Source organism: Thalassococcus sp. BH17M4-6, from assembly GCF_049323015.1.
Classification (GTDB): domain Bacteria; phylum Pseudomonadota; class Alphaproteobacteria; order Rhodobacterales; family Rhodobacteraceae; genus Puniceibacterium.
The window spans coordinates 47,132-65,376 of the sequence record NZ_JBMPGU010000018.1 but is presented as its reverse complement, the minus strand read 5'-3'; the positions used below and the strand labels follow the sequence as shown (position 1 = coordinate 65,376).

Annotated in this window: 13 protein-coding genes and 1 pseudogene; 6 read left to right on the top strand and 8 right to left on the bottom strand. The window is 65.1% G+C overall.

Annotated elements, in window-relative coordinates; genetic code table 11:
- The 6 genes and pseudogenes from acs to ACOXXX_RS19470 form a co-directional block, all read right to left on the bottom strand.
- A pseudogene (gene acs / locus ACOXXX_RS19495) lies at positions 1-1,867 on the bottom strand (acetate--CoA ligase); the annotation flags it as partial.
- A 178-nt stretch (positions 1,868-2,045) separates the two neighbouring features.
- Positions 2,046-2,801 (bottom strand): ABC transporter ATP-binding protein, encoded by a 756-nt coding sequence (locus ACOXXX_RS19490; protein ID WP_422828295.1) that lies wholly within the window; start codon positions 2,799-2,801, stop codon positions 2,046-2,048.
- Between the two features lie 56 nt (positions 2,802-2,857).
- Entirely contained in the window at positions 2,858-3,613 is a 756-nt protein-coding gene (locus tag ACOXXX_RS19485) for an ABC transporter ATP-binding protein (protein ID WP_422828294.1), read from the bottom strand.
- Positions 3,614-3,625: 12 nt separating this feature from the next.
- Positions 3,626-4,822 carry a branched-chain amino acid ABC transporter permease gene (locus ACOXXX_RS19480; RefSeq protein WP_422828293.1) on the bottom strand — a complete coding sequence of 399 codons (1,197 nt, stop codon included), beginning with the start codon at positions 4,820-4,822 and terminating at the stop codon, positions 3,626-3,628.
- Positions 4,823-4,826: 4 nt separating this feature from the next.
- Positions 4,827-5,858, bottom strand: a complete 1,032-nt coding sequence (locus ACOXXX_RS19475; protein ID WP_422828292.1) for a branched-chain amino acid ABC transporter permease — start codon at positions 5,856-5,858, stop codon at positions 4,827-4,829.
- Between the two features lie 126 nt (positions 5,859-5,984).
- Positions 5,985-7,349, bottom strand: coding sequence for an ABC transporter substrate-binding protein (locus ACOXXX_RS19470; protein ID WP_422828291.1), 1,365 nt, complete (start codon positions 7,347-7,349; stop codon positions 5,985-5,987).
- Positions 7,350-7,568: 219 nt separating this feature from the next.
- On the opposite strand from ACOXXX_RS19470, the gene ACOXXX_RS19465 reads away from it, so the two are divergent.
- From ACOXXX_RS19465 to ACOXXX_RS19450, 4 genes are all read left to right on the top strand, one after another.
- Positions 7,569-8,870 carry a short-chain fatty acyl-CoA regulator family protein gene (locus ACOXXX_RS19465; RefSeq protein WP_422828290.1) on the top strand — a complete coding sequence of 434 codons (1,302 nt, stop codon included), beginning with the start codon at positions 7,569-7,571 and terminating at the stop codon, positions 8,868-8,870.
- Between the two features lie 118 nt (positions 8,871-8,988).
- Positions 8,989-9,357: a response regulator transcription factor gene (locus tag ACOXXX_RS19460; protein WP_422828289.1), complete on the top strand. Its 369-nt coding sequence runs from the start codon at positions 8,989-8,991 to the stop codon at positions 9,355-9,357.
- Positions 9,354-9,638: a hypothetical protein gene (locus ACOXXX_RS19455; RefSeq protein ID WP_422828288.1), complete on the top strand. Its 285-nt coding sequence runs from the start codon at positions 9,354-9,356 to the stop codon at positions 9,636-9,638. Before ACOXXX_RS19460 ends, ACOXXX_RS19455 begins: the two co-directional genes overlap by 4 nt.
- Complete coding sequence (locus ACOXXX_RS19450; RefSeq protein ID WP_422828287.1) at positions 9,635-12,319, top strand: ATP-binding protein; 2,685 nt, start codon at positions 9,635-9,637, stop codon at positions 12,317-12,319. Before ACOXXX_RS19455 ends, ACOXXX_RS19450 begins: the two co-directional genes overlap by 4 nt.
- Before the next feature lie 17 nt (positions 12,320-12,336).
- Here the strand turns inward: ACOXXX_RS19450 and ACOXXX_RS19445 are convergent, their stop codons facing one another.
- Together ACOXXX_RS19445 and ACOXXX_RS19440 are read right to left on the bottom strand one after the other, a co-directional pair.
- Positions 12,337-13,071 (bottom strand): glutamine amidotransferase, encoded by a 735-nt coding sequence (locus ACOXXX_RS19445; protein ID WP_422828286.1) that lies wholly within the window; start codon positions 13,069-13,071, stop codon positions 12,337-12,339.
- Positions 13,072-13,115: 44 nt separating this feature from the next.
- On the bottom strand, positions 13,116-14,888 hold the full coding sequence (locus tag ACOXXX_RS19440; protein ID WP_422828285.1) for an SLC13 family permease: 1,773 nt from the start codon (positions 14,886-14,888) through the stop codon (positions 13,116-13,118).
- A gap of 108 nt (positions 14,889-14,996) precedes the next feature.
- Between ACOXXX_RS19440 and ACOXXX_RS19435 the strand changes: the two genes are divergently transcribed.
- Together ACOXXX_RS19435 and ACOXXX_RS19430 are read left to right on the top strand one after the other, a co-directional pair.
- Positions 14,997-15,737, top strand: coding sequence for a YebC/PmpR family DNA-binding transcriptional regulator (locus ACOXXX_RS19435; protein WP_422828284.1), 741 nt, complete (start codon positions 14,997-14,999; stop codon positions 15,735-15,737).
- Positions 15,738-16,151: 414 nt separating this feature from the next.
- Positions 16,152-18,203, top strand: coding sequence for a hypothetical protein (locus ACOXXX_RS19430; RefSeq protein ID WP_422828283.1), 2,052 nt, complete (start codon positions 16,152-16,154; stop codon positions 18,201-18,203).
- Positions 18,204-18,245: the final 42 nt, after the last annotated feature.

Below are 18,245 nucleotides of genomic sequence, written 5' to 3'. Positions count from 1 at the left end.
AGGGATCCGTAGTCGTTTTCGGCGATCTTGCGCAGGATGCGGCGCATGATCTTGCCGGATCGGGTTTTGGGCAGGCCGGGGGCCCACTGGATGAGGTCCGGGGACGCGATGGGGCCGATTTCCTGGCGGACCCAGGTGCGCAGCTCTTTCGTCAGCTCGTCCGAAGGTTCCACCCCGTTCATCAGGGTGACGTAGCAATAGATGCCCTGGCCCTTGACCTCGTGCGGGTAGCCGACGACTGCGGCTTCGGCGACCTTGGCGTGGGCCACCAGTGCCGATTCCACCTCGGCCGTGCCCATGCGGTGGCCGCTGACGTTGATCACGTCGTCGACCCGGCCGGTGATCCAGTAATCCCCGTCCGCGTCGCGCCTGCAGCCATCGCCCGAGAAGTAATAGCCCTTGTAGTCCGAGAAATAGGTCTTCTCGAACCGCTCGTGATCGCCCCAGACCGTGCGCATCTGCCCGGGCCAGCTGTCGGCGATGACCAGCACGCCCTCGGTCGGGTTCTGTTCCTGCACCTCGGCGGTCTGCGGGTCCAGCACCAGCGGCTTGATGCCGAAGAACGGCTTCATCGCGGCGCCGGGTTTGGTCGCATGCGCGCCGGGCAGCGGGGTCAGCAGGTGCCCGCCGGTTTCGGTCTGCCACCAGGTGTCGACGATGGGACAGCGGCCGCCGCCCACCACCTCGTTGTACCAGTTCCAGGCCTCGGGGTTGATCGGTTCGCCCACGGTGCCCAGCAGTTTCAGCGAGGATAGATCGCATTTGGTTACGAAATCATTACCCTGGCCCATCAGCGCGCGAATCGCCGTGGGCGCGGTGTAGAACTGCGCGACTTTGTGCTTTTCGCAGACCTGCCAGAAGCGGCTGGCGTCCGGATAGGTCGGCACGCCTTCGAACATCACGGTGGTGGCGCCGTTCGCTAAGGGCCCGTAAACAATGTAGGAATGCCCGGTCACCCAGCCCACGTCGGCGGTGCACCAGTAGACGTCGCCGTCGTGGTAATCAAACGTGATCTCGTGCGTTAACGCGGCATAAACCAGATAGCCGCCAGATGTATGCACGACGCCCTTTGGCTGCCCGGTGGAGCCCGAGGTGTAGAGGATGAAGAGAGGGTCCTCCGCGTTCATCTCGGCAGGCTGGCTCACGTCCGAGGCTTCGGCGGCCATCTCGTTGTAATCATAGTCGCGGTCCTGGACCCAGGTGGTCTGGCCGCCGGTGCGCTTGACCACCAGGCATTTGACGCTGTCCTTGCAGTTGCGCAGGGCCTGGTCGGCGTTTGTCTTGAGCGCGGTCTTCCTGCCGCCGCGGGGCGCCTCGTCGGCGGTGATCAGTACCTTGGCGTCGGATCCGTTGATCCGCGCGGCCAGCGCGTCGGGCGAAAAGCCCGCGAAGACGATGGAGTGGATGGCGCCGATGCGCGCGCAGGCAAGCATGGCATAGGCGGCCTCGGGGATCATCGGCAGGTAGATCACGACGCGGTCGCCGCGGCGCACGCCCAGCTCTTCGAGGATGTTGGCCATCTTGCAGACGCTGCGGTGCAGCTCGCGGTAGGTGATGTGCTTGGCCGCGTCCTCGGGGTCGTCGGGCTCCCAGATGATCGCGGTCTGGTCGCCGCGGGTCTCGAGATGCCGGTCGATGCAGTTGGCCGCGACGTTGAGCGTGCCATCCTCGAACCACTTGATGCCGACATTGCCGAGCGTGAAGTCGACGTTCTTGACGGTCGAATAAGGACGTTCTTGACGGTCGAATAAGGCTTGATCCAGTCGATCCGCTTGCCATGCTCCGCCCAGAACCCCTCAGGATCCGACACCGACGCCGCATACATCTCCTCATACCGCGACGCGTCAACGTGGGCGTTTTTCACCATTTCCTCTGCGGGGGGGTAAGTCTTGTCGGTCATGGTCGTCTCCTCCGTGTCATGCACCGCCTTTGCGGCGGTCTGTGCTTATCATCACGAAAACGCGATGGGTCTTCGCAATGTTCCCTAACGAAAAGGCCGGAGACTTGCGCCCCCGACCTTTGAACGATGCGCGGTGCGCGACCCATCAGATGGCCAGGTATTCGGCCCGCAGGCTTTCGTTTTCCAGCACTTCGGCGGCCGTGCCGTCAAAAACGATCGACCCGGTGTCGAGGATCACGGCGCGGTCGGCAAGCTGCAGCGCACGGATCGCGTTCTGTTCGACAAGGATCGTGGTGATGCCCTGTTCCTTGATGATGCGCAGGGTCTTTTCGATCTCGTCCACGATCACCGGTGCCAGACCTTCGTAGGGCTCATCCAGCAGCAGCACCTTGATGTCGCGGGCCAGCGCGCGGGCGATGGCCAGCATCTGCTGTTCGCCGCCCGAGAGCGTCGTGCCTTCCTGTTTCCGGCGTTCTCCCAGGCGCGGGAAGAGCTGGTAGAGCCGTTCGATCGACCAGCCGATGGGCGGGGCGATCTGCGCCAGCTGCAGGTTTTCCTCGACCGTGAGGCCGGGAATGATGCGCCGGTCCTCGGGCACGAGGCCCAGGCCCGCCATCGAGGCCTCGTAGCTTTGCATCTTGTGCAGAGGCTGATGGTCGAGCCAGATTTCGCCTTCGTTGACCTGGGGGCTCGCCAGCCGCGCGATGCCGCGCAGCGTCGTGGTCTTGCCCGCGCCGTTACGGCCCAGAAGCGCCAGAATCTCGCCCTCGTGGACGTTGAAGCTGATGCCCTGCACGATGTAGCTTTCGCCGTAATAGGCGTGCATATCCCAGACGGACAGGAACGCAGGAGCGGTGGCCGCGTGGTTGGCGTTCTTGGAAAAGTCGGGTTTGACGTTCATGTCGGTGTCTCCGCCGTAAGAAGGGGGGTGGATTTCAAACCCACCCGACGCATGGATCAGGCCGCTTCGCCCAGGTAGGCCTCTTTGACCTTGGGGTGGCCCTTGATGTTTTCGGGCGTGTCCTCGACCAGGGGCGTGCCCTGGGCCAGCACGGTGATCCGGTCGGCCAGGCTGAACACCACGTGCATGTCGTGTTCGATGATCGCGATGGTGATGTCGCGCTTTTCCTTGATCTCCTTGAGCAGATCGATGGTGTTGTTTGTGTCGGCCCGCGCCATGCCGGCGGTGGGTTCGTCCAGCAGCAGCAGGCGGGGTTTCTGGATGAGGCACATCGCCATTTCCAGCCTCCGCTTGTCGCCGCGCGACATGGAGGCGGAATGCATGTGGCGCTTGTCCAGCATGTTGACCTCGTCCAGCATCTTTTCCGCTTCTTCGCGCAGGTCGCTTTCGGAGCCGACGGATTCGATCGCGTGCATGCGGAAGGACCCGTCGCGCTTGGCAAAGAGCGGGATCATCATGTTTTCCATCACCGTCAGATCACCAAAAATCTCGGGCGTCTGGAACACGCGGGAAATGCCCATCTGGCAGATTTCGTAGGGTTTGCGCCCCAGCACAGATTGCCCGTCGAACATCACCGACCCGGTGTCGGGGATGAGCTTGCCCACGAGGCAGTTGAGCAGCGTGGACTTGCCCGCCCCGTTGGGCCCGATGATCGCGTGCACGGTGTTGTCCTGCACGCTGAGGTTCACATCCCCCAGCGCCTGCAGCCCGCCGAAGCGCTTGTTGACGTCTTTGACTTCAAGAATGCCCATGCTCTGCGCTCCTTATTCGGCGGGTGTCTTGGCGGCTTCGGATTTGCCATCCTCGACCTTTTTCCGGCGGAAGAGGCGCGCGATGCGCTGGCCGCCCTCGACGAGGCCACCGGGCAGGAAGATCACCACGGCCATGAACATCAGGCCCAGCGTCAGGTGCCAGCCTTTGCCGACGAAGGGATAGAAGATGGTCACCAGGAAATCCTCCAACCCGTCGGGCAGGAAGGCGAACCATTCGTGCAGCACGCCCGAGTTGATCTTGGAGACGATGTTTTCCATGTACTTGATGAAGCCTGCGCCAAGCACCGGCCCGATGAGCGTGCCGGCACCGCCGAGGATCGTCATCAGCACGACCTCGCCGCTGGCGGTCCAGAACATCCGCTCTGGTCCCACCTGGGTGTCCATCGCGACCATGAGCCCGCCAGCCAGACCCGCGTACATGCCCGAGATGACAAAGGCCGCCAGCGTGTAGGGCTTGGAATTGAGGCCGGTGTAGTTCATCCGCTGCTGGTTCGACTTCACCGCCCGCAGCATCATGCCGAAGGGCGAGCGGAAGATGCGGATGGCAATATAGAACGCCAGGATCATCACGACGGCGCAGACGTAGTAGCCGACGTTCATGGTGAATTCCCAATCGCCAAGGCGGATGATGCTGCTGTCGCTCATCTCCAGCCCGAAGAGGTTGGCGCGGCCGATCTCGCCATCGGGGATGTTGGACAGGAGCGGCGTGTCGGTCTGCTTGATCTGCAGGCCGGTTTCGCCGCCGGTGAGCGGTGTCAGAACCGAGTAGGCCAGGGCGTAGGACATCTGCGCGAAGGCCAGCGTCAGGATCGAGAAGTAGATGCCCGAGCGGCGCAGGGAGATGTAGCCCACCAGGATCGAGAAGAGCCCGGCAAAGACCACGGCCATGACGATTCCGGGGATGATGTTGAGCGACAGCAGCTTCATCATCCAGATCGCCGCGTAGGAGCCTACCCCCAGAAAGGCCGCGTGGCCGAAGGACAGGTAGCCTGTGAGCCCGAAGAGGATGTTGAAGCCGATGGCGAAGATCCCGAAGATCACGAAACGCTGCATCAGGTCAGGGTAGCCCGCGTTGAACTGCGCCATGGCGCTGTCCACCGGGAAGGGATTGAGCAGGAAGGGGGCCAGCAGGGCCAGCACCACTACCAGCAGAAAGACCGTCAGATCCTTACCTTTGATACCGAGCATGGTCTTACTCCTCCATGACGCCCTTGCGGCCCATGAGGCCACGCGGACGGGTCAGCAGAATGATGATCGCGACAAGATAGATGACGATCTGGTTGATGCCGGGCAGCAGGTCGACGATCACCGGCATGGAGGCGAAGGATTCCAGAATCCCCAGCAGGAAGCCGGCCAGCACGGCGCCCGGAAGGGACCCCATGCCGCCGACCACCACCACCACGAAACTCAGCACCAGAAAGTCCATGCCCATGTGGTAGTTGGGCGCCACGATGGGGGCGTACATCACCCCCGCCAGCCCGGCGACGCAGGCGGCCACGGCGAACATGATCGTAAAGCGCTTGTCGATGTTGATGCCCAGTAGGCCCACGGTTTCGCGGTCGGCCATCCCGGCGCGCACGACCATCCCGAAGGTGGTAAACTGCAGGAAGGCGAAGACACCGCCGATGATCACCGTGGCAAAGAAGAAATACACCAGCCGCCAGTAGGGATACATGATGGTGAGCGGATCAAAGCCCAGCCACGATCCGAAATCGAAGCTGCCGGTAAAGGCGGCCGGGGCGGGCGTCTGGATCGGGTTCGCGCCGAAGAACGCCTTGACGATTTCCTGCAGTACGATGGCCAGGCCGAATGTCACCAGGATCTGGTCGGCATGCGGACGCTTGTAGAAATGCTTGATCAGCCCGCGTTCCATCGCAAAGCCGACGGCGATCATCACCGGGATCGCGAACAGGATCGACAGCGGCACCGCCCAATCGATGATCGAGGCGCCGATCTCGGGGCCGAAGATATCGTGCATGTAGGGCACGTCGACCGTCATCGGGTTGCCGAGAAAGTCGGTGCGGGTGTCGTCCACGATCTCGTGGCTGAGGTTCATCAGCCGCGAAAACACGACGGCGCAGAAGGCGCCCAGCATGAAAAGCGCGCCATGCGCAAAGTTCACGACACCCAGCGTGCCGAAGATCAACGTCAGCCCGAGGGCGATCAGCGCATAGGCGGATCCCTTGTCGAGCCCGTTCAGGATTTGGACGATTATCTGATCCATGGCTGCAATGCCCCCTGGTGTCATGCAATGAGGTCGGACAGTGCCGGTCCGGTCGGCATAGAGCCGAACGCGGGCGGGCCCGCGTCCGGCAGAGGACCCCGCGCGATGGGCGCGGGGCCGGGGACCTTATGCCCCGTTGTTGCAGGAGCCCAGTGCGCCGCCGGCGAACTGCGGGTGATCCGGCGGATAGGTGACCTGCTCGGCCGGGGTGACCTCGACGATTTCCACCAGGTCGAACTCGTTCTCCGGGTTCTCCTTGCCGCGCACGACGACAACGTCCTTGAAGCACTGGTGATCCGCGGCGCGGTAAAGGGTCGGGCCGTTGCCCAGACCGTCGAACTCGAACCCTTCGAGCGCTTCGGCAACCGCACAGGGCGCGAACGACCCGGCGCGGGTGACCGCATCCGCGTACAGCAGCGTCTGCACGTAGCAGGTGTGCGCGGCCTGGCTCGGCGGGAAACCGTACTTTTCACCGAAGGACTGCACAAAGGCGTTGGTGCCCGAGTAGCGCGCGCCCAGCTGGTTTTCGAGTTTCCAGTCCCAGTTCTGCGACCCCAGGATGCCGGCGATGTTCTGACCGGCGCCGCGGGCCATCAGCTCGGAATAGAGCGGCACGACGATTTCGAACTTCTTGCCGTTGGCTTCGGCTTCGCGCAGGCCGAACTGAACCGCGTTGGTCAGCGAGTTGACCATGTTCCCGCCGTAGTGGTTCAGGACCAGAACGTCGGCGCCCGAGTTCAGGACCGGCGCGATGTAGGACGAGAAATCGGTCTGTGTCAGCGGGGTCTTGACCGAGTTCACGGTTTCCCAACCCAGCGCTTCGGTCGAGGAGGCCATCGCCTCTTCGGTGGTGTAGCCCCAGTTGTAGTCGGCGGTCAGGTGGTAGGCCTTGCGGTCCGCACCGTACTGGTCGACCAGGATCGGCGCGAGCGCCGCACCGGACATGTACGAGTTGAAGAAGTGCCGGAAACCGTTGGCCTTCTTGTCCTTGCCGGTGGTGTCGTTCGAATGCGTGAGGCCCGCCATGAAGATCACGCCCGCCTCCTGGCAGAGCGCCTGAACGGCCACGGCCACGCCCGAGGAGGACCCGCCGGTGATCATCACCGCGCCGTCCTTTTCGATCATCGAACGGGCGGATGCGCGCGCAGCGTCGGATTTCGTCTGGGTGTCGCCGGTGACGTATTCCACCTTCTTGCCCATGATGCCGTTGCCTTCGAGCGCCTTGGACGAAAACGTCTGCAGCATGCCGCCGTCGCCGCCACCGTTCAGGTGCTCGACCGCGAGTTCGTAGGCCCGCAGTTCGTCGGCACCTTCGTCGGCATATGGGCCGGACTGGGGCACGTTGAAGCCCAGCGTCACTGTGTCGCCGGTGGGCGCGTTGGTAAAGCCGGTGTGGGCGGCTGCGGACAGATACGTCGGCAGCGCCAGACCTGCGCCGGCGACTGCACCGGTCTTAATCACGCCGCGGCGTGTCAGGTTCGTTTTGGACATGTAATCCTCCCGTTTGGAAAAAGCGTCGTCCGGGGTTCCTCGTGTCCCGGGGACGCGCGCACAAAGTGCAAGGGTAATATGCCGGACGGACAGAAAATTTCGCAACAACTGCTTTTAAAACATGAATAATTTTGTCAAATAGTACACAAGGTTGCGGGGCCGCTTGTAAAAAAGTTATTCGGCGCTGCAGAAACGCGTTGATTAGACAGGAAAATTCAAATGGCGCGGGACACGCTGACCGGCAGCCGCATCCGAGAGCGGCGGATCATGGCGGGGATCAAGCAGGCCGATCTGGCCCGCATGGCGCAGATTTCGCCATCCTACCTCAACCTCATTGAACACAATCGCCGCAGAATCGGCGGAAAGCTGCTGCTCGACATCGCGACGCTGCTGGAGGTCGAGCCGCAGATTCTGACCGAAGGGGCCGAGGCGACGCTGATCGCGTCCCTGCGCGAGGCGGCATCGGACCTGCGCGGCCACGCGGCCGAGCTGGACCGCGTCGACGAATTCGCGGGCCGGTTCCCGGGCTGGGCGGCGCTGCTGGAGCAAAGCCGCCGCCGCATCGACGCGCTTGAACGCACGGTGGAATCGCTGAGCGACCGCATGACCCACGATCCCCACCTGGCCGCGTCCCTGCACGAGATGCTGTCGACCGTCACCGCCATCCAGTCCGCCGCGACGATCCTGGCCGAACCCGGCGAGATCGAGCCGGAATGGCAGCAGCGCTTTCACCGCAACATCTTCGAGGACAGCGCGCGGCTGGCCGACACCAGCCGGTCGCTTGTGACGTACCTTGAGGCCGCGGACGATGGCGGCGCCGAGGTGACGGTGCCTCAGGAAGAGGTCGACGGCATCCTGGATGCGCAGGACCATCATTTCCCGCAGCTCGAAACCGGCGATGACAGCCCCGACGCGCTGGCCGACCGGCTGGGTGCCGAGGTATCGGATGTCGCGCGGGCTTTGCTGCGACGGGTGTTGCGACGCTATGCCGAGGATGCGGCGCGCCTGCCGCTGGACGTGCTGGATGCCGCGCTGACCGCGGCGGGGGCCGATCCGTTGCAGCTTGCCGATGCTGTGGGGATGGATGCGGGGCTGGTCATGCGCAGGCTGGCGGCGCTGCCGCTGGGGCGGCTTTCCGCCCCCGTGGCGCTGGCGATCTGCGATGCCTCTGGCACGCTGATCTACCGCAAGCCGCTGCCGGATTTCGCCATGCCCCGGTTTGGGGCGGCCTGTCCGCTCTGGCCGCTTTACCGTGCGCTCAGCCGTCCCATGACGGTGCTTTACGAGCGTGTGGCCCAGCCGGGCCACGACGCGGGCGGGCTGAGCGCCTGGGCCGTGGCGCAGCCGATGGGGACGCCCCGCGTCAACCGCGATCCGATCTACGAGGCACAGATGCTGGTGCAGGCGACCGGGGCGGGCGACAGGGATGATCCCGCGCCGGTGGGCGTCACCTGCCGGATTTGCCCGCGCCTGCAGTGCGCAGCCCGGCGCGAACCGTCGATTCTGGGTGGTCCGGCGTAAGACGCGTTTTGACACGGGCCCCCCGATTGGCGATAACTTCGGGACGGAGCGGAAAAAGCGCAAAAACCGGCAACAGCCAGGGCCGCCGTTCCACTCATGGGGGGAGAGGACCAATGGAATGCAAAAGCATGTCCTGCTGATCGAGGATGAACCCAATATCATAGAGGCGATCAGCTTTATCCTGTCGCGAGATGGCTGGACGGTGAACACCCATGCGAATGGCACAACGGCGGTCGAAACCGTGCATGCCCGCAACCCCGATGTGCTGATCCTTGACGTCATGCTGCCCGGCAAGAGCGGCTATGACATCCTGCGCGAATTGCGCGAAAGCCCCAAGACCAGGGCGCTGCCGGTGCTGATGCTGACCGCGCGCGGCCAGACCAAGGACCGCGAGATGGCGGAACGCGCCGGGGTCAACGCCTTCATGGCCAAGCCGTTCAGCAATTCCGAGATGCTGGAGGCTGTGCGCGCGCTCAGCACGCCATGATGCCGCCGCCCGAAATACCCGGGCGCAAGGCGCTTTTCGTCGAGCGGCGCACCTACCGGCGGCGGCGGCTGATGGACGCCGCACGGCTCTTGCCGCTTCTGCTCATGCTGCTCTGGGCGGTGCCGCTTCTGTGGCCCAAGGGGTCTGAGGCCGGTGTGTCCAGCAGCGGCGCGCTGACCTATCTTTTCGCGGTCTGGCTGGGCATGATCGCGCTGGCCTGCCTGATCTCCCTGGCGCTGGGCGGCCGGGACCGGGACGATCCGCCGGGGCCCGGGGCATGACCACGCTCAACGCGCTGGTCGCGGCGTGTCTGGCCTATGTGTTTTTCCTGTTCGTGGTGGCGTTCGTCGCCGAACGTTCGGCGATGCGCGGGCACGGACGCTGGCTGCGCTCACCGCTGGTCTACACGCTGTCGCTGTCGGTCTACTGCACCGCCTGGACCTTTTACGGCGCAGTTGGCTCGGCGGCGCGCACCGGGTTCGAATACCTGGCGATCTATCTTGGCCCCAGCCTGGTGATGATCGGCTGGTGGTGGATCCTGCGCAAGCTGGTGCGCATCGGCCGGTCGCAGCGGATCACCTCGGTGGCGGACCTCATCTCGTCGCGCTATGGCAAATCCAACCTGCTGGCCATCGGGGTCACGATCCTCGCCGTGGTGGGCACGACGCCCTACATCGCACTGCAGCTGCAATCCGTGACGCTGAGCTTTCAGGTCTTCGGCACGCCCGCGCCGGCGGCGGATGCGGTGCACGACTACACCGCGTTCTGGGTCGCGGTGGGGCTTGCGATCTTCACCGTGATCTTCGGCACCCGCAACCTTGATGCCAATGAACGCCATCACGGTGTCGTCATGGCCATCGCGGTTGAGGCGGTGGTCAAGCTGTTCGCGCTGCTCGCCGTGGGTATCTTCGTGGTCTGGGGCCTCTCGGGCGGAGTGACCGAGACGCTGGCCCGCATCGACGCGTCGGAACTGGGGCACTGGCAGGTGAACGGCGGGCGCTGGGCGGGGATCACGCTTCTGTCGGCGGCGGCATTCCTGTGCCTGCCACGGATGTTCCAGGTGCTGGTCGTCGAATGCGACGATGAAACCAACTTGCGCACCGCCAGCTGGGCGTTTCCGCTGTACCTGATGCTGATCAGCCTTTTCGTGGTGCCGATTGCCGTTGTCGGCCTCGACCTCATGCCGCCGGGATCGAACCCCGACCTTTTCGTGCTGACCATTCCGCTGACACAGGGACAGGAGGGGCTGGCGCTGCTGTCGTTCCTGGGCGGGTTCAGCTCGGCCACGTCGATGGTGATCGTCGCGGCGATTGCCCTGTCGACGATGGTGTCGAACCATATCGTCATGCCGATCTGGCTGCGGCTGACCGGCGGCGGTGCCAGCGTGTCGGGTGACGTGCGTCACGTGGTGCTGCTGTCGCGGCGGCTGTCGATCATCGGCGTGGTGGGGCTGGGCTATATCTATTTCAGCCTGTCGGGCGGGGGCACGGCGCTGGCGACCATCGGGCTGGTGTCCTTTACCGGGGTCGCGCAGGTTCTGCCCGCGATGCTGGGCGGGATCTTCTGGCGCGGGGCCACGCGCAACGGCGCCCTTGCCGGGCTGATTGCGGGCTTTGTCGTCTGGCTTTACACTCTTTTCCTGCCCAGCTTTGGCGCGGGGATGATCCTGCCCGACACGCTGATGCAAAACGGGCTTTGGGGGGTGGGCTGGCTGCGGCCGCAGGCGCTTTTCGGGATCGACGGGCTCGACCCGCTGATGCACACGCTGATCTGGAGCATGTCGTTCAACCTGATCGCGTTCTTCGCGTTTTCGCTGATCAGCTTTCCGTCGCCGCTCGAACGGCTGCAAGGCGCGCAGTTCGTCAATATCTTTCAGCATTCGGTGGGCGCGCGCAGCTGGTCGGGCGGCGTGGCGCAGTCCGAGGATCTGATGGTCATGGCGCAGCGCATCCTGGGCGCGCGCGACGCGCAGGCGCTGTTTTCGCGCGAGGCGCAGCGTCAGGGCCTGCGCGGCGGGCTTCCCGAAACCTCGCCCGACTTTCTGGAAACGCTGGAACGGCAGCTGGCCGGATCGGTCGGCGCGGCCACGGCGCATGCCATGGTCGGCCAGATCGTCGGCGGCATGTCGGTGTCGGTCGAGGATCTGATGGCCGTGGCCGACGAGACCGCGCAGATGATGGAATATTCCGCTCGGCTCGAGGCGCAGTCCGAAGAGCTGAGCCGCACCGCCGGGCAGCTGCGCGAAGCCAATGCCAAGCTCACCCGCCTGTCGGTGCAAAAAGATGCGTTCCTAAGCCAGATCAGCCACGAGCTGCGCACGCCCATGACCTCGATCCGGGCGTTTTCCGAAATCCTGCGCGACGGGGCTGACCTGGGCCCTGAGGAACAGGCGAAATACGCCACGATCATCCAGGACGAGGCGATCCGTCTGACGCGTCTGCTGGACGATCTGCTGGATCTGAGCGTGCTGGAGAACGGTCAGGTCAACCTGAACCTTCGGCAAGGGCTGCTGAGCACGGTTCTGGACCGCGCGGTCGCGGCGGCCGCTGCCAATGACGACGGGGCAAAATTGGTGATCAACCGCGATTCCAAGGCTGAAACGGTGGTGCTGCACACCGATCTCGACCGGCTGAGTCAGGTCTTCATCAACCTCATCACCAACGCGCGCAAATACTGCGATGCCGCCACGCCGGAGCTGACGATCCGCGTGACGCAGCAGGCCGGATCGCTGGCCATCGACTTTGTCGACAACGGATCGGGCGTCTCGGCCGAGGCGCAGGATGTGATTTTCGAGAAATTCGCCCGCGTCAGCGACGGGCAGGCGGGCGGCGCGGGGCTGGGGCTGGCGATCTGCCGCCAGATCGTAAACCGGCTGGGTGGCGGGATCAGCTATGTGACCGGTCAGGGCGGGGCGGCGTTCCGCGTTGTCCTGCCCACCGACATCGCGATGGCGGCGCAATAGGCCCGCATCGCCCGCTGTCAGCCGTAATAGGCGATGAAATTGGCCAGGATCCGCTCCGGCACCTGGACCCGGCTGGCCTGACAGGCGCGGATCAACTCATCGGCTTCGGAAGGATCGAAATACCCGTGCGAACGATAGGTGCGGATGCGCGTGGCAAAGACCTCGGCATCGGCTTCGGGGTGGAACTGCGTGGCATAGACGTTGGCGCCATGGCGGATCATCTGGAACGGGCAGGGGGCCGAGGACAGCAGATGCGTGCAGCCCTGCGGCAGGGCTTGCACCGCTTCCTTGTGGCCGACGAAGGCGTCGAATTCCAGAGGCAGATCCGCCAGCAACGGATCGTCGGCTGCGGCGGCGGTGGCGGTGCAGGTGACCGCCCCCACCGCTTCGCCGTAGCGTGCCTTGCTGACCGCGCCGCCCAGGTGATGCGCCAGGATGCCGATGCCGTAGCAGCAGCCCAGGAACGGCAGGTCATGCGCCGTGATCGTCGGCATGAGCGACAGGATCTGCGCCTCGATCCGCGCCTCGGTCGGGTCCTTGGTGGCCGGATCGTCCGACAGGCACCCCGGCCCGCCGCCGACGATCACCCCGGCAAAATCGCGCGGATCGAGCCCCTCGGGCAGCGGTTCGCGGTCCAGCCGGATGCGCCGGGTCTGTGCCGCGTCCAGCCCGCCCTTGTCCAGGAACGCGGCGTATTCGTCGTCGCTGGCCTCGTCCTCGGGGCGCAGCTGCAGGATCAGAAAGGTGCTCATGCGCGGCATTTACCTCTTGCGGGGCGGCAGGGGAAGGCCGCGCGTCATAGCGGCCAGAACACGATGATCGCCGGAATGGAAGCGGCGATCACGATAAGCTCGAGCGGCAGGCCCATGCGCCAGTAGTCGCCGAAGCGGTAGCCGCCCGGCCCCAGGATCAGCGTGTTGTTCTTGTGCCCGATCGGGGTGAGGAAGGCCGAGGATGCCGCCACCGCCACCGCCATCAGGAACGGGTCCGCCGACACGTCCAGCCGGCTGGCCATCTCGATGCCCACCGGGGCCGCGACAATCGTGGTCGCCGTGTTGTTGAGCACATCCGACAGCGTCATCGTGACCACCATCAGCGCGGTCAGGATCATCCAGGCGGGAAGCCCTTCCGTCAGGCCGATGAGCGCGCCCGCGATCAGCGCCGTGCCGCCTGCCTCGTCCAGCGCCGCGCCCAGCGGGATCATCGATCCCAGCAGCACGACGACCGGCCATTCGATGTGATCGTAGATCTCGGATATCGGCAGGATGCGGCCCAGCACATAGGCGATGACCACCAACCCCAGCGCCACCGGCAGATAAATCAGGCCAAAGCTCGCCGCCGCCACCGCGCCCCCGAAAAGGCCGATGGCCAGCCAGGTCTTGCTGTCGCGCGTCACCGCCAGCCCGCGGTCTGCCAGCGGCAGACAGCCCAGCCAGTCGGCCACCGCCGCCCCGGTGTCCTTCGGGGTGAGCAGCAGCAGGATGTCACCGGTTTCAATGACGGTCCGCCGCATCGCGCCGCGGATCGGCCGGCCTTTGCGCGAAATGCCCAAAAGCACCGTGCGCAGCCGCCAGGTCAGGCCTACCGCCGATACGGTCCGGCCGGCAATGCGCGCACCTTCGGGCACCACGACCTCGGTCAGGGTCATGCCGTCGCTGTCGGCCCTCAGCTCCTCGTCACGCTGGCCTTCGGGGAATTCGAGCCGCAGCGCGCTGCGGAATTCATCCAGCGCCTCTGGCGTCGCCTCGACCACGATGGCGTCGCCTTTCTGCAGCACCGTGTCGAGCGCCTGGCCATAGCGGCGCTTGCCGTCGCGGATCAGCCCCAGGATCGCCACGTCCGCCGCATCCGCCTCGTCCTGCAGGGCGCGCAGGCGCTGGCCCTCAAGCTCGCTGCCTTCGGGCACGGACAGTTCGGCAAGGTAGGGTTCCAGCTCAGCGACCGGGCTCGTGCGCTCGCCCCGGTCGGGGATCAGCCGCCAGCCGACAAGGGCCACAAAGCTCAGCCCGGCAATCGCCGCGATGCCGCCCACGGGCGCAAAGTCGAACATCGAGAACGGCGATCCCAGCGCGTCCTGCCGGATCGACGCGATGATGATGTTGGGCGGTGTCCCGATCAGCGTGACCATGCCGCCCAGGATGGTCGCGAAACTCAGCGGCATCAGCGATTTGCTGGCCACGCGCCCGGCCTTGCGGGCGGTCTGGATGTCCACAGGCATCAGCAGCGCCAGGGCCGCGACGTTGTTCATGAACGCCGACAGCACGCCGCCGACGCTGCCCATGATGGCGATATGCGCGCCCAGCCCGCGGCCGCTGTCGATGAGCGTGCGGGTGATCAGGAACACCGCACCCGACCGCACCAGCCCCGCCGACACCACCAGCACCAGCGCCACGATCACCGTCGCCGGGTGGCCGAAGCCGCTGAACGCCTGCTCGGTCGGCACGACGCCCAGAACCACGCCGGCCAAGAGCGCCGTGAACGCCACCAGATCATAGCGGAACCGCCCCCAGAGCAGCAGCGCGAAGACCGCGGCGAAGAGCGAAAAGAGGATGATCTGGTCGGGGGTCATGGCTGTCCTTCACACACGCGCCGGGACCCGCCTGCACGGGCTTGCCCTTGCACCGGCCTCTGGCCTATAGAGACGGGCGAATTCGGATATTTTCAAGGGGAAATGACCATGGCGGGGCATTCCAAATGGGCCAACATCCAGCACCGCAAGGGGCGTCAGGACGCCGTGCGGGCCAAGCTGTTCTCGAAGCTGTCGAAAGAGATCACGGTGGCCGCCAAGATGGGCGACCCCGATCCTGAGAAGAACCCGCGCCTGCGCCTTGCGGTGAAGGAAGCCAAGTCGAACTCGGTTCCCAAGGACGTGATCGACCGGGCCATCAAGAAGGCGATCGGCGGCGATGCCGAGAATTACGACGAAATCCGCTACGAGGGCTACGGCCCCAACGGCGTCGCGGTGATCGTCGAGGCGATGACCGACAACCGCAACCGGACCGCGTCGACCGTGCGCTCGACCTTCACCAAGAACGGCGGCAATCTGGGCGAGACGGGATCGGTCGCCTTCATGTTCGAACGCAAGGGCGAGGTGACGTATCCGGCAAGCGTGGGCGATGCCGACGACGTGATGATGGCGGCGATCGAGGCGGGGGCCGAGGATGTGGAAAGCTCCGAAGACGGCCACGTGATCTGGTGCGCCGACACGGATTTGAACGAGGTGTCCAGCGCGCTCGAAACGGCGCTGGGCGAATCGGAGTCGACCAAGCTGGTGTGGCGCCCGACCACCACGACCGAGCTTGATCTCGACGGCATGCAGACCCTGATGAAGCTCGTGGAGGCGCTGGAGGACGACGACGACGTGCAGCGCGTCACGACGAATTTCGAGGCCAGCGATGAGGTCATGGCGCAGCTCTGACCCAGAGGCTCTATCCGCACCCTAAGGCCGGTCCCGCGACCGGCCTTTTTCTTTGCCGACGGTGGGTTGCAAACCCACCCTACGCATCGCCGCAAAGATGTGGGCAGGGGCGGGGGGATGTGGTTAGATGGCCACCGGATCACGCTCGGATGAAGGTTGAACGGTTTGGGGTTGATAGACATTTTCACAGTCGAGCAGTGGAGCGTTCTAAGCAGCATCGCGACAATCTTTGGTACAGTCTTCGCTGTTGGTTGTGCCGTGATAGGTTGGCTCTGGTACGCGGGCAGATAGATATTCCGCAAGCCAGAGAAAGAGACACCGCAGCAGGTTGTGGTCGTTGATGATCCGGCCAAACCCACGCGACCGCAGGTCTCCTTCCCCAAGATCGTTCCACCCGGTCGCGAACGGCCCCTGGTGGGGCGCAGCGATGAGATGGCGCGGCTGCGCTCGATTCTGGCGTCTCGGGAAGGGGGCGAGATCACGGCCAGCAAGGGGGCCGTGCTCAAGGGTGAGGGCGGGCGCGGCAAGACCACGTTGGCGCGGGAATATGCCGATACATTCGGCCCCGGCTACGACGGAGGCGCCTGGCTGGATGCGCGCGAGCAGCTGACGTTGCTGAGCGATCTGGCCGCCCTCGGGAATGCCGCCTTCGGGATGCCGGTGCCGGAGCCTGTGACCATGGCGCATGGCAAGGCGGTGATTGCACGGATCAAGGACAGCGGCGCGCGCTGGCTGCTGGTCTATGACAACATCGACGATTTCCAGGACATCAAGGCGCTGATGGCGGATGGTGCCAGGATCGACGTGATCGTGACCACCCGGCTGGCGCTGGGCTGGCCGGGGTTCGGCAAGATCGACCTCGAGGTGCTGGGCTTTGCCGATGCCACGGGCGGCGCGGTTGACCTGCTGTTGCAAGAGGCGCGGATGCCGCGGGCCAGCGATGCAGAGCGTGCGGTCGCGCGGGATGTGGCCGAACAACTGGGCGGGCTGCCGCTGGCGCTGGTCATGGCGGGCACGCTGGTGCGCGAGGACGGGATCAGCCTGGGCGATCTGCGCGACGAGGTGGCGCAGGTTCTGACCCGCGTGCCCGAGGGGCAGGACTATCCCGATTCCGTCGCGGGGGCCGTGATGCTGAGCTATGGCCGCCTGAGTAACGGGGCCAAGGCGCTGGTGGATTGCTGCGCTTGGCTGGCGCCTGTGGGAATTACGCCTGACCTTTTCAGGGATGCAGTGGCCGACTCAAGCTGGGCGGCTTATCGCGTTCAACTGCCCGAGACCTTGCGAGCGCTGGTAGAGGATGCCACAGCGCTGCAGGCGGCGTTTGTGGAGGCGCGGCGGTGGTCGGTGCTGAGCGGCACCGGGGAATTTGAAATGCACCGGCTGACTCAGGCGGTGCTGCGGGCAGAGCAAGAGCGGCGGGGGAAGGGCTTTGCCTCTGCCCAAGGCGCGGCGGCGGTTTTGGCGGCTGTTTATCCGGGCGGCGGTGATAACAGCCCTGGGTTGGTCAAGAACTGGCCGCTCTGCCGGTCGCTGACGCCGCATGCGCAGGCGCTGTGGCAAGCGGCTGAGGCGCCTTGGCAGGGCACCTGGGGCCAGCCGGGCTGGGCGGCGATGGACTATGCGCTGAACCAGACCGCATTGTTCCTGTCCAGCCAGGAGGATCGCCCTGGGGCGGTGACGCTGTATCGTGCCTCGCTGGAATTGAGAACGGCGCGGCTGGGGGAGGAGCATCGGGACATTCCGGTTGGGCTGGGCAACCTGGCGCAGCAGCTTGCAGAAATCGGCGCCTTTGAGGAGGCGCAGGACTTGATCGCGCGGGCGGTGGCGCTGGATGAGGCGCATCGGACGGGTGCGGAACGGGCGGACCTCGCGAGAACCTACATGCAGCAGGCCGACATCAGTCTTAGTGTGATGGACGAGGCCGCAGGTGAACGGCGGGCGGAGGCCGAGGCGGTGGCGGAGGCGGCACTGGACAAGGCAGAGGCGCTGCGCACCGAGCTTTTCGGGTCTGAGAGCGCGGAGATGGCGCATGTCTGGAACCAGCGCGGCTATCTGCGGTGGTTGCAGGGGCGCAAGGATGCGCAGTGGCGCGCTTCTGGCCGCGCGCTGGACATCAGCCGGGCGGTGCCGGGCATGGACGACGGCGTGCTTGCGACCCGCGCGATGAACGTGGGAGCGACGGCGCTGGAGATCGGGCGCTGCGTCGAGGCGGAAGCGCCGTTGCGCGAGGCCTATGATATTTCAGAACGCATTTTCGCTGACAATCGAAGTCATTCTCTCTTGAAGCTCCGCGCACAATGGCTGACTGCCTGCCTCCTCGTGCTGGCGCGCAAGGGCGATGATCCGGATGCACGGCGGCGGGAGGCGCGGGAGATTTGTGCGGCGCGGGGGCTGGATTTTGAAGCCATGGGCAAGCATGCCGAAGATTTTCCGCTCGACCCTTTGCCCGGGTTCGACGACGCCTGAGCGGCGCGGTGGGTTGAAAACCCACCCTGCGGTGGCTTAGAG